We start from the raw sequence: 12082 nt of genomic DNA on the forward strand, positions 1-12082 counted from the left end.
CCCGCGCGGGCGCCGATCGGCCCGCGCTTGGAGTCGAGTCACTAAGGCGCTTAGTATGCTGATCGAGCCTTCGTACGGTCGATCGCCCGCTCGGGTCGGCGGTGAAGGCGCCGCCGAATCCGTCGCGCCCGCGCGGAGCCCGGGAGAACAACTGAGTTGTTCATCCGGCAGCGGCCGAGGAAGAAGGAGCTCGCCCCAGTGGCGTCCCACCGTCGTCCGAAGCAGCCGAACCCCGCGTACGCGGGCGTGCTCACCGCGACCGCCGCCGCGGCTGTGGCACTGTCCACGCAGTCGGCCTCCGCCGACCCGCTTCCCGACCCCAACGCAAAGGGCGTCCAGGCACAGATCGACCGCCTCTACGAGGAGGCGACCCAGGCCACGGAGAAGTACAGCGGGGCGAAGGAGAAGGCCGGCAAGCTCGAAAAGCAGGTTGAGAACCTCCAGGACGCGGCGGCCCGCCGCCAGGACGGTCTCAACGAACTCCGCAACCGCCTGGGCTCGGTTGCCACCGCCCAGTACCGCAGCGGCGGTCTTGATCCCTCGCTCCAGTTGATGCTGTCCAGCGATCCGGACAGCTATCTGGACAAGGCGTCGGTCATGGACCGACTGGGCGACCGGCAAGCCGAGACTCTCCAGCAGTACCTCTCCCAGCAGCACTCCTTGCAACAGCGGCGGGCACGTGCCGGCGAACAGTTGAAGGCGCTTCAGGACACTCGTAAGGAACTGGGAAGCAAGAAGAAGGAGATCCAGGACAAGCTGGCGAAGGCGCAGACGCTCCTCAACTCGCTGACGGCCGCGGAACGTGCGGAGCGAGAAGCCAAGGAAGAGCGGATCAACCGCGACAGCGACCGTGTCGACCTCGGCAACGAGGCCAGCGGGTCACAACGCGGAGCGTCGGCGTTCGCAGCGGCCAAGAGCCGGGTCGGCATGCCGTATGTATGGGGAGCGACCGGCCCGAACTCCTTCGACTGCTCCGGACTGACGTCCTGGGCGTTTCAGCAGGCCGGCGTCTCGATCCCCCGCACCTCCCAGGCCCAGGCCAATGTCGGTACCCGGATCAACTCCCTGAGCGCGCTCAAGCCGGGCGATCTCATCATCATGCGTACCGACCTGAGCCATGTCGGCTTCTACGCCGGGAACGGCCAGATCCTCCACTCCCCGAAGCCCGGCGCCCAGGTGCGTTACGAGTCGATCGCGCGCAGCGGCATGCCGTTCATGTGGGGCGTACGCCTCTAAGCCAGTCCCGGAGGGCAGGCGACCAGCAGCGGCATCAGCGGCATCAGGATGGCCGAGCCGGCCACCACGGCCCGGAACGCGGGATGCGTACGCCGTGCCGGCGCAAGAATCCGGCGCAGCCGTACGTGCACCGTGCGCCCCCCGGCCGACAGCGCGCCCTTCGGGACCGTGCCCGCCGATGCCATCTCGAACATGGCGGTGACCAGGGTCTGTTGCGGGTGGACGTGCAGGGCGCCGTCGTCGGCGGCCATCTCCAGCAGCAGGGGAATCTGCTCCCCCACCTGCCGGGCCAGCGGCACACCTCTGAACACGACGGCGAAAGAGCGTGCCGCCGCGAGAAGGAGGTGGTGACGGCCGGCGACGTGGACCCGTTCGTGTTCCACGACCGCGGCGATCTGCGCGTCGGACAGCAGCGCGACAGCTCCGCTGCTCACCACGATCCTGGCGCCGTGGCCCGGCAGACAGTAAGCGGTGGGGGTCGCGTGGTCGAGGACCGTCGCACCCAGCCTCGCCGACGGCCGTCCCACCTTGTCCAGGATCTTGCGGTGCCGGGTGCGGGCCGTGCGGGCCCGCAGCAGGTGATACGCGAAGGCGGCAGCATGAGCCGCCGGTACGGCCACCGAGACGACGACCGTCAGGCGCCGTACCGCGTCGGCGTCGGGCGGGCCGACGCCGAGGGCCGCACCGCACGAATACAGGATGCCGTGCAGGTGGGCGCCCGGCGTCGCCAGGTGCAGTGCGGCGAGCGAGACGCACACGGAGAATGAGGCGGCGAGCGCGAACCACACGGCGGCCGCCAGCACCGGTGCCCGGTGCGGCCACCCGCCGCGCAGCATCACGCGAGGTGCGAGTACGCCGACAGCGGCGGCGTACCCGAGAAGTGCGGGAGCCGCGTTCACCGCTCGACGTCGCGATCAACGACCCGCAACGCCTCGCGCAGCGCGGCCACTTCCTCGTCCGACATGCGTTCCACGAAGTGCGCCAACGCGGCCGGGCGGTCCTCGCTGGCTCCGAGCGCATCCTCCATCAGGGCGGCCGAGTACGCCTCCCGGCTGCGCACCGGGGTGTAGAGCCATGCCTGGCCCTGCTTCTTCCTGGTCAGCCACCCCTTGCTGTGGAGGATCGAGGCCACCGTCATCACAGTCGTGTACGCGGCGGGCCGGCGCGTGTTGATGTCGTCGACGACCTCACGGACGGTGGCGGGCCTTCCCCACTTCCACAGACAGTCCATGATCTCGGCCTCCAGATCCCCCAACCACCGCACCGCCGGAGTCCCTTCCGCTGTCGTCCGCGCCTTCGTTCGCGCGCTCATCGTAGACGGGCTCTCCGGCGCTCAGTCGTCCGCTGCGGGCGAGCGCCGCCACGGCGAGAGCACAGCCCGCGCCGACGAGGGACAGTACGGCCCAGGGCAGGGCGGCGAGGCCGACGTCGCGGGCAGCCCCCAACACCGCTCCCGTGACGAGGTTCCCCAGGGTGATGCCCATCCCGCATACGGTGTTGTAGAGGCCGTAGTGGGTGGCGACCCACCGGCCGCCGGACAGCGCGACGATGGTGTCCATCTCGAACGGGTAGAGCACGGCGGTCGCCGCCGCGAGGAACGCGGCGCAGACGAGCAGCGGCAACAGGTGGACCACGGTCAGGGCCACGGAAGAGACAGGATTCTGTCCGGAGCTGAGGATGGGAGGCACGAAGGCCGCACCCATGAGCGCGAGTCCGGCGACGAGGCACCGCTCGGATGTCCAGGCGCGTCTGCACCAGCCGGTGATGCGCATCTGTCCGCCGAGTGCGACCAGGCCGGACACGACGAACAACGCGCTGGTGGCGGCGGTCCCGAGGGTGCCGTCACCCGCCAGCCGCCGCGTTTCCAGCGGCAGGGCGAGATAGATCTGGAAGGAAAGGACGTACGAGCCGGTCATGACGGCGGAGAACAGCCAGAACGTCCGGTTGCGCAGCACTGTGGCGGCCTGCACGCCCAGCGTCGGCCGGTCCTCCTCCGCAACGGTCCCGCAGGTCGGCAGCCGACGCACCTGAAGCAGCGTCAGGGCGGCGAACAGGACAGCGGACACCAGACAGGTGACGGGAAACGCGACGATGGTCAGCGCCAGTCCGATCAGCGGGCCGAGCAGAATTCCGGCCTGATAGAACACGTTGAACAGGGCGAATGCCTCGACGCGCCGCTCACCGGCCGCCGCGGCGAGATAGGCGCGTACGGCAGGGTTGAACAGGGCGCCGGCGAGTCCGGTGAGAGCAGACGCCGCGAGCAGGGCGGGTAGGGATTCGGCGAAGGCCAGGGCGGCGAAGCCCACCGTACGCAGTGCGCAGCCCGCGATGATCAATGGCCGGTAGCCGAGGCGGTCGGCCAGGGCGCCGCCGACGAGGAACATGCCCTGCTGCGAGAAGTTACGCATACCGAGGACGAGACCGACAGCCCAGGCGGCCAGGGCCAGCGTCGCCGACAGGTGGGCGGCGAGGTAGGGCATGAGCATGTAGAAGCCGAGGTTGATGGTGAGCTGGTTGATCAGCAGCAGCCGCACCGCGGGGTCGAAGGAGCGGACCTGCCGCCAGGTGGATGTCACTTGACGGCTCCGACGGGGGTGACGAGGAAGCCGACCGGGTCAGTGATGTGGGCGCAGCGCGTCCATCGGTCCACCTCGCGGTCGGCAGAGTTCTCGATGGTCTCGGGCCCTGCGGGAACGTCCACGTTCAGCAGGCCGTGGGACCGGCAGTAGTCGTCGTTGAAAACGGTGTCGAAGTAGCGGTGCGGTCCGTCGGGGAAGACGGCGGCGATCCGGGTGCCGGGGGGTTGCGTACGAGCGAGCCACCCCGCCACCAGCGCGACCGCCCCGACGCTCCAGCCACCGGTGGCGAACTGCCGGGCCGCCAGGCGCCGTGCCGAGGCGACCGCTTCGCCGGGGGCGACCCAGTGGACCTCACTGAACGCCCCGTAGTCGACGTTGCGGGGGTAGATCGATGAGCCGAGACCGCGCATGAGACGGGTGCGGGCAGGCTGCCCGAAGATCGTGGATCCGATCGTGTCGACAGCGACAAGGCGCAGACCCGGTGTGCGGCGGCGCAGGCCGCGGGCGACGCCCGCGGAGTGGCCCCCGGTGCCGACCGCGCAGACCAGGATGTCGATGGGACCGAGCTGTCCGTCGAGCTCGTCCGCCAGCCCTCCGTAAGCGGCCACGTTGTCGGGGTTGTGGTATTGGTCCGGCGACCACGCCCGGGGGTGTTCCGCGAGGAGTTGGGCGACCTTGACCCGGCGGGCTTCCTGCCAGCCGCCTTCAGGGTGCGGCTGGTCCACCGTGTAGAGAGTGGCGCCGTGGGCCGCCAGCATCCGTTCCATGATCGGCTCCATACCGGGATCGGTGACCAGATGCACGGGGTGGCCGTACAGCACTCCGGCGAGGGCCAGGCCGAGGCCGAGAGTGCCTGATGTCGACTCCACGATGGGGGCGCCGGGGTGGAGGTCGCCGCGCTCTCGTGCCCGGTCGACCATGTACAGGGCCGCCCGGTCTTTGATGCCGCCCGGATTGAAGCCTTCGAGTTTGGCCCAGAACCCGCCACGGACGGAAGGAAGGGGCTCGTCCACCCAGAGCACGGGGGTGTTGCCTACCGCCCCCAGCACGCTGCCGGGTGACGACATCACGGGAGAAGGGCATGACAGTTCGGTCATGGTGGGGTTGTCCTTCGGGCGACGGAGCACGACGCCGAGGAGCGACAGCGTGTGCCGTCCCGCGACGTCGTCCCTGCGGGGGGAGAGGGTGGCCGGAGGCCGCTCGCGCGGTGGGCGTGACACCACGTTCAGGAGCGACTGATGCCTGTCACCTGCGGGACACGCACCCGCGCCGCAGTACGTCTTGACCGGTTGTCGCGGGAGGACCGCGCCGGGACGGATTCGACGCGTCCGTGACCGGGGGGAATGTGGTCCGGCATTGAGCCGAGTCGGCGGCGAGCGCGCCCAGGGGGCGTCGCTCCTCGACCTCCGTGGCGACGTGCTGCTCAGGAGCGGGAGCGCAGTGCGCCCCGTTCCTGTCAGGACAATTGACGGACGGCTCGCTGGTGTTCGCCGCGGCTGAAGTCGAACGCTCCGACATCACCCTCGCCGGGTGGTGATGTCCGCCGCTGTCGCACATGCCAGTGAGCAGGGCGGTCAGGGCCGCGGCCACCAGGGTGACCACCCATCCGCCGCGCTCCACCCGCCACCACCACGAAGAACTCCGCACAGTGATCGGAACGCTACCTTGGGCCAACCTGGAGGACTGGCATCGCCGCCCCGAAAGGCCGATCGAGTGCGACAGTGGCCGAAGCGGCCGCTTTCCTTGTCCATCACCACATGAGAACTCAACCACCCCTGCTTCAGGTCGTTTGAACTGCCTCGGCGCGCGGACGCGTCGAACGCCGGCCCAACTTCGGCGCCGGATGGTCGTCGAGGACTGGCCGGCCCACCCGCACCAGTTTCAGCCGCGGGCATTCCCTGCCCGCACGGTTGATCATGTCCGTGAGCCCGTTGATCCTGCTCGCAGACCTCTGGGACGTGGGAAACCGGTGCGGGACATCGACGGTCCCTCCCGAGACGGGGCGCAGGTTGCTGTCCGGCGTTGACCCCGCTCTCATTCACCCCAACTCACGTACGTGGTGGGCCCGTGGGAAACTCGGCACATGACTCTCCGGCCCGCTGCTCGCGCAGTTGCACTGACTGTGACCGTCACTCTGGGAATCTCTTCCCTGTCCGCTTGCGGCAGTGGTGAATCCGGGGGCGGAGGTGGGACGAACTACGTGGTGAGCACGGACGGCGTTTCAAGGGTTGCCAAGGGCGAACGAAAGCCCGTCGGCCTGATCAAGGGCGAGACCCTTCAAGGAAATCCCCTTGACATTGTCGACTTCAAGGGCAAGGTCGTCGTGATCAATGTCTGGGGTTCTTGGTGCCCGCCTTGTCGTGCCGAAGCGCCGTATCTCAACAAAGTCGCCAAGGAAATGAAGCCGAAGGGCGTTCAGTTCATCGGCATCAACACCCGCGACAATGACAGGTCTCTGCCCATCGCATTCGAAGAAGACTTTGATATTTCATATCCCAGTCTCTACGATCCGGAGGGAAGGATCATCCTTTCCGGATTCCCCAAGGGTACGGTAAATCTTCAGGGCCTCCCGGCGACGGTTGTCGTGGATCGAAACGGAAAGATATCGGCCAGGCAATTCGGCGGAGTCGACGACAGCCGGCTGCGCAAGATGATTGACCCTGTGGTCAAGGAAGGCTGAACCGGCTGCCCCTTGATTGGATTTCTTCCCTCCGCCTCGCCGTTCGTGTCGTCCGCCGGACGTTGCTTTTTGCTTGCCGGGTGGCCGGCCGAAATGTGATCGGAGACCGGAAACCGTTTCCGTGGGGGTGTGGGCGTCACCGACCGGGCCGACCCGCTGGCGACATCCTGTTCGTGCGCGCTGCCGATGCCGGCTGCCGCGTCGACAGGTGGTGAGGGTGCCGTCTCCTAGCCGATTGGAGGCGGCCGTCCGAAGCCGGAGGAACTTATTGAGAGCTCCCTCACAATGGCATGCAAACATCTAAATCGAGACTATTGTTGGCTGTTTTAATTCCATCGCCTCCTGTAAGTCGGTCCGAGTACGATCGCTTTGCTTGATCATCGACAACGACTTATGGGAGAGAAGAAGAATGAGTACTTCCTTTCGCAAGCGCGTGGCAGTCGTCTTCACCGCCGCTGTTCTCATGACGGGGTCCGCCCTGACGATCGGCGCCGGTCCTGCGTCCGCCGGTCCCGCCGCCACGTTCGAGGCCGGTGCCTTGCAGAGCGACGGCTCTCGCACCATCGTGATCAAGACGGGTGGCACCACCGCCGGCACCATCAAGTGGACCGCCAACGGGGACACGCTGACAGCCACCGACTCCAAGGCGGACGGTCACGGCGTTTCCGGGTACATCAACACGGTGAACCCGTACCTCATAGCGAACACGGCGGGGCACAGCTCCCCTTACACGGACACCGCGCACAGAGACCTGCCCGAGAACCAGGGCGAGCTTCTCTTCGCCTGCATCGGCAACAACAGCGACGGTCTCACCTGCTCCGGAAACTACAACATCGCCACCTGAGAACCAGCGAGCGGCCCTTTCTGGTGAACGGGTGAGCCTGATCTCTCGCACGTTCCAAAGAAACAAGCCGACGCTGACGAATCGAACCCCGAGGTGACTGACGGCAACGTCGCGACCCGATTCGCGCGCGTTGAACGGGCGGCACGAAATGAAATCTCCTGGTAGGCAAGCCGCGATCAGAAGGATCAACCGGCGTGCCCGCCCGTCGGGGCTCGGTTCGGAGGAGAAACCGGCCCGGCCGGGACTGCCGCTCCCGGCCGGGCAATCACCGTAGGCCCGGCGCCCGGCGCCCGGCGCCCGGCGCCCGGCGAGCGCGTGAGCGCGTGAGCGGTGAGCGCGGGTCGTCGTCAGTGGCGGCCCGCGATGCGGTCGGCCGTGCGGGCCAGGCGGGTGGTGGTGGGGGTGTGGGACGTGGACTCCTGGCGGTCCGCCCGGCGGTAGGCCGCGTAGAGGGTGCGGACTCCCAGCCAGCGCAGCGGCTCCGGTTCCCAGGTACGGACCTGGTGGTTGACCCAGGGCAGCGTCGTGAGGTCCGTGGGGCCGGACTGGCCCGAGTCGTGCTGGATCAGGTCGCGGAGGGTGCGGGCCGCGAGGTTCGACGTGGCGACGCCCGAGCCCACGTAGCCGCCCGCCCAGCCGAGGCCGGTGGCGCGGTCGAGGGTGACCGTGGCGCACCAGTCGCGTGGGACGCCGAGGACGCCCGACCAGGCGTGTTCGATACGGGCGCCCGCCGTTGTGGGGAAGAGGCGGACCAGGATGTCGCGCAGGGCGTCGATGGTGGCGGGCTGGGTGCGGCCGTCGTTGTCGGTGCGGGAGCCGTAGCGGTACGGGACGCCCCTGCCCCCGAGGGCGATGCGGTCGTCGGCGGTGCGCTGGGCGTACATGTACGCGTGCGCCATGTCGCCGAGCGTTTCGCGGCCCTCCCAGCCGATGGTGTCCCAGACCTTCGCGGGCAGTGGTTCGGTGGCGATCATCGAGGAGTTCATGGGCAGCCAGGTGCGCCGCAGGCCCTTCAGCGTGGCGGTGAATCCCTCGGTGCAGCGCAGGACGTAGGGCGCGCGGACCGTGCCGTACGGGGTGATCGCGTGTTTGGGCTTGATCTCGGTGACGGGCGTCGACTCGTGGATGGTGACGCCGAGCGCCTCGACGGCCGCCGCGAGGCCCTTGAGGAGCTTCACCGGGTGCAGCCGGGCCCCGTGCGGGGTCCAGGCGGAGCCGACCGCTCCGGCGACCCGTACGCGCCGCGCCGTCTCGCGTGCCCCGTGGAGTGTCCGGTCGGTCTCGCCGAAGGCGACCTCGGCGGTGTGGAACGCCTTGAGCCGGGCCAACTGCGCCGGGGTGTAGGCGACTTCGAGGACGCCGCCCCGGTGGATGTCGGCGTCGATCGACTCCTCGGCGGCCACGCGCATGACCTCGCTGACGGTGTCGTTCATGGCCTTCTGGAGGCGTACGGCGGCGTCGTGGCCGTGGTTGCGGGCGTGGCGGTCGCGGCCCGCGATGCCGTTGTAGAGCCAGCCGCCGTTCCGCCCGGAGGCGCCGTAGCCGCAGAACCTGCTCTCCAGGACGGTGATGTTGAGGAAGGGCACCGCCTTCTTCAGGTAGTACGCCGTCCACAGGCCGGTGTAGCCGCCGCCCACGACGCAGACGTCGGCGGTCGTGTCGCCGGAGAGTGGTTCGCGGGGGGCGGGTATGCCGTCCTGGGCGTACCAGAAGGAGATGCCGCCGTTGGTGGTGCTGCTCATGAGGCCGTTCGTACACCGCGTGTCGTCCCTGTGTCCAGGCCGCCAGGTGTCTCCGTCTCCAGGTGTCACGGGGCGGGGCGGGGCGTTGCGGCGGGGCCCGGCCGCCGTGGGCCGGGCGCCGCTGGCGCGGTGGCCGCCGAAGGTGCAGGCTGCGGTCATGATTCGTACGGCGACGGCCGCGGACGTTCCGGTGATCCACGCGATGATCCGTGAACTCGCGGCATACGAGAAGGCCCCCGACGAGGCACGGGCGACCGAGGCGCAGTTGCGCGAGGCGCTGTTCGGGGAGCGGCCGGCCGCGTACGCGCACCTCGCGGAGACGGACGAGGGCACGGCGGTGGGGTTCGCCCTGTGGTTCCTGAACTTCTCGACGTGGCGCGGGGTGCACGGCATCCACCTGGAGGACCTGTACGTCAGGCCGGAGTCGCGGGGCGCCGGGCACGGGAAGGCGCTGCTGGGGGAGTTGGCGCGGATCTGCGTGGAGCGGGGGTACGAGCGGCTGGAGTGGTCGGTGCTGGACTGGAACGAGCCGTCGATCGCGTTCTACCGGGCGCTGGGGGCCCGGCCGCAGGACGGGTGGACGGTGTTCCGGCTGACGGACGGGGAGCTGGCGGCGCTGGGCGGCGCGAGCGGGGCGTGAGCGGGGCGCGGGCAGGTGTGCGCCGGTGTGAGCGGGGCGCGGTCGGGAGCGTGATCGTGGGGGTGATCGGGGGCGGCGGCGGATGGTCGGCGGGATTGTCAGTGGGTGCCGCTACGGTCGGTGACGAGTGCGGATGCCGTCGATATTTGGGGGGACACACGTGTCCGAGGCGATTCGGGACGACGCGGTTCAGGGCGGGGCGATTCAGGCCGGGGCGGTTGCGGGCGAGGAGGCTCGGGACGGGACCGTCCCGCAGCCCGATCCGGTGATGGCCGAGATCGGGCGGGGCATGGAGTTGGGACAGCGTGGTGAACGGGACGCGGCCCGGCGGGTGTTCGCCGGGATCTGGGACCGGACGGGCGCGGACGGGGACCCGTTCCACATATGCGCGCTGGCCCACTACATGGCCGATGTCCAGGACGACCCGGAAGAGGAACTGGTCTGGGACCTGCGTGCGTTGGAGGCCGCCGGCCGGGTCTCGGACGAGCGCGCGGAGAGCGCGGGGGTGACGAGCCCGGTCGCCGCGTTCTACCCGTCGCTGCATCTGAACCTGGGGGACGTGTACCGGCGGCTGGGCGAGCCCGCCCTGGCCCGGGAGCAGCTGGCGCGCGGGCGGGACGCGGTGGGGACGCTGGGCGACGACGGGTACGGGCAGCTGGTCAGGGGCGGTCTCGACCGGCTAGCCGAGCGGTTGGACGCGCAGTCGGACGCTCGGTTGGACGAGACGGATGCCGTCGGCTCGTCGGGGGAGTGACCGGGTTCGAGGACGAGAACGAGGGCGAGGTGAGGCGAGGGGTGAGGGCCGAGGGCTGAGCGGTGAGGGCTGAGCGGTCGGGGTGGGTGGAGCCGGGACGCCGGCGTCGTGGTGGGAGCCGGGCCGGGGGGCGGAGCCGGGCCGATCGGGGGAGCGACCGGTTCGGGCGGAGCGGGTCCAGGCCCCCGCCTCCTCGGGGTGTTCGGTGACGGGAGCCAGCCTCCGACCTCAAGCGGACGTGAGACCAAGGGAATCCGGGGCCGAGAGGGTGTTGGGCGTGGGGTGGGGTGGCGGGGTCAGGCCGTGCCGTACGGCCGCCGGGCGGCACGGAGCCGTACCGCGTCGATCCGGCGCAGCGCGAGCGTCGCCGCCTCGACGGCGCTGTTGAACGACACCTCTGACAGCACCCCCGGCGCCGCGACCTGGTCCCCGACGAGGAAGACGCCGTCGCCCCGGTCGATACGCGGCCGGTCGCGCCAGGTGGTGCCCGGTGGGTCGACCGCTCCCGTACGGCCGTCGGCGAGTGACTGGCGCCGCCACCGGGCCCGTTCGCGCCAGCCGGGGAAGCCCAGGTCGAGCAGCCCTTCCGCGCGGGCGACGCCGACCGCGCCGGACTCGCCGGGGCCGACCGGGAACTGGCCCTGGAGCAGCTGCTCGCCCGCCGGCGCGAGCGACGGGTCCGCCGCGGTGAACCGCTCCAGCCAGCCCGGCGCGTCGAGATCGGAGACGGCGAACGGGTCGCCCCCGCGCGTGGTCAGCGCGAGGTCCAGCAGCGCCGTGCGCCCGCTCTCCCACCGCAGGCCCTCGTCGCCGAGCAGCCGCCGGGCCGCGCCGAGCGAGGTCGCGACGATCACCGGCCCGTGCTCGGGCAGGGCGTGGACCCGGCAGCCCGTCTCCACGCGTACGCCCAGGTCCCGGGCCCGCGCGCGCATCCGGTCGACGACCCGGCTCCAGCCGCCGACCGGGTTCCGCGCCTCCGGCGGAAGGGCGGCGGCCCGCCGGAGCCGTTCCTGGACGAAGGCGGCGGAGAGGGAGCCGGGGTCGTGGTGGAAGAGGGCGACGGCGGCGTAACGGGCCGCGGTCACGGCAGCTTCGGGACCGTGCCGTTCGGCGGCCCAGGTGTGGAAGTCGATGTCGACGGGCGCCTCTTCGGCCCGGCCGCGGCTCGCCCTGACCAGCCCCGGGGGCGGCGTCCGGCGCAGGGCACCGCCCCGGTGGAAACGCAGACGTGCCCCCTCGCGGACCGGCAGGCGCGCGATCGGCCCGAGGAGGCCGCGCCGCCGGAGCCAGGCCCAGTGCGGACCGTGCCGGTAGAAGACGTGCGGGCCTTCGTGGGCGCGGTACGGACCCTCGGAGGCGCGGCCCCGTCCGCCGGGGGTGCGGTGGGCTTCGAGGACGGTCACCCGGACAACGGACGCACCCGGCCCGCCGGATCTGCCCGACCTGCCCGACCCGCTCGATTCGGCCGCCGAGATCGCCGCGGTGAGCCCGGCGAAGCCGCCTCCTACGACGGTGATGTGGTCCATGTGCGCGGTGTCCCCTCGCTCGTTCACGATGCGCGCGTCCACGGTCTTCGGGCGCGCGGGTGTCCGGGGGAATGACGAAGC

11 protein-coding genes are annotated in these 12082 nt (G+C 70.3%); 5 read left to right on the forward strand and 6 right to left on the reverse strand.

Annotation, left to right across the window (positions count from 1 at the left end):
- The first annotated feature begins 198 nt into the window (after nucleotides 1–198).
- Nucleotides 199–1236, forward strand: coding sequence for a C40 family peptidase (locus OG875_RS17175; protein WP_330175104.1), 1038 nt, complete (start codon nucleotides 199–201; stop codon nucleotides 1234–1236).
- Here the strand turns inward: OG875_RS17175 and OG875_RS17180 are convergent.
- Genes OG875_RS17180 through OG875_RS17195 form a run of 4 tightly spaced genes read right to left on the reverse strand, consistent with a single transcriptional unit; the run spans nucleotide 1233 to nucleotide 4912 of the window.
- Nucleotides 1233–2135, reverse strand: a complete 903-nt coding sequence (locus tag OG875_RS17180; protein WP_330175105.1) for a M56 family metallopeptidase — start codon at nucleotides 2133–2135, stop codon at nucleotides 1233–1235. The two genes, OG875_RS17175 and OG875_RS17180, sit on opposite strands and share 4 nt — an antisense overlap.
- Nucleotides 2132–2500 (reverse strand): BlaI/MecI/CopY family transcriptional regulator, encoded by a 369-nt coding sequence (locus OG875_RS17185; protein ID WP_330175106.1) that lies wholly within the window; start codon nucleotides 2498–2500, stop codon nucleotides 2132–2134. Before OG875_RS17185 ends, OG875_RS17180 begins: the two co-directional genes overlap by 4 nt.
- Entirely contained in the window at nucleotides 2424–3812 is a 1389-nt protein-coding gene (locus OG875_RS17190) for an MFS transporter (RefSeq protein WP_330175107.1), read from the reverse strand. The genes OG875_RS17185 and OG875_RS17190 overlap by 77 nt, the downstream gene beginning before the upstream one ends.
- Nucleotides 3809–4912 (reverse strand): PLP-dependent cysteine synthase family protein, encoded by a 1104-nt coding sequence (locus OG875_RS17195; protein WP_330175108.1) that lies wholly within the window; start codon nucleotides 4910–4912, stop codon nucleotides 3809–3811. The genes OG875_RS17190 and OG875_RS17195 overlap by 4 nt, the downstream gene beginning before the upstream one ends.
- A 1103-nt stretch (nucleotides 4913–6015) precedes the next feature.
- Here OG875_RS17195 and OG875_RS17200 point away from each other — a divergent pair.
- Entirely contained in the window at nucleotides 6016–6495 is a 480-nt protein-coding gene (locus tag OG875_RS17200) for a TlpA family protein disulfide reductase (protein WP_330175109.1), read from the forward strand.
- A gap of 409 nt (nucleotides 6496–6904) precedes the next feature.
- Nucleotides 6905–7339: a hypothetical protein gene (locus OG875_RS17205; RefSeq protein ID WP_330175110.1), complete on the forward strand. Its 435-nt coding sequence runs from the start codon at nucleotides 6905–6907 to the stop codon at nucleotides 7337–7339.
- Between the two features lie 347 nt (nucleotides 7340–7686).
- Here OG875_RS17205 and OG875_RS17210 read toward each other — a convergent pair whose 3' ends face one another.
- Entirely contained in the window at nucleotides 7687–9081 is a 1395-nt protein-coding gene (locus tag OG875_RS17210; RefSeq protein ID WP_330175111.1) for an NAD(P)/FAD-dependent oxidoreductase, read from the reverse strand.
- Between the two features lie 157 nt (nucleotides 9082–9238).
- On the opposite strand from OG875_RS17210, the gene OG875_RS17215 reads away from it, so the two are divergent.
- The gene (locus tag OG875_RS17215) at nucleotides 9239–9721 is read left to right on the forward strand and encodes a GNAT family N-acetyltransferase (RefSeq protein WP_330175112.1); all 483 of its coding nucleotides are present in this window, start codon (nucleotides 9239–9241) and stop codon (nucleotides 9719–9721) included.
- Nucleotides 9722–9881: 160 nt separating this feature from the next.
- Nucleotides 9882–10475 carry a hypothetical protein gene (locus OG875_RS17220; RefSeq protein WP_330175113.1) on the forward strand — a complete coding sequence of 198 codons (594 nt, stop codon included), beginning with the start codon at nucleotides 9882–9884 and terminating at the stop codon, nucleotides 10473–10475.
- Nucleotides 10476–10771: 296 nt separating this feature from the next.
- On the opposite strand, the gene OG875_RS17225 is transcribed toward OG875_RS17220, so the two are convergent.
- Nucleotides 10772–12001: an NAD(P)-binding protein gene (locus tag OG875_RS17225; RefSeq protein WP_330177775.1), complete on the reverse strand. Its 1230-nt coding sequence runs from the start codon at nucleotides 11999–12001 to the stop codon at nucleotides 10772–10774.
- Between the last annotated feature and the right edge of the window lie 81 nt (nucleotides 12002–12082).

This window comes from Streptomyces sp. NBC_01498, from assembly GCF_036327775.1.
Classification (GTDB): domain Bacteria; phylum Actinomycetota; class Actinomycetes; order Streptomycetales; family Streptomycetaceae; genus Streptomyces.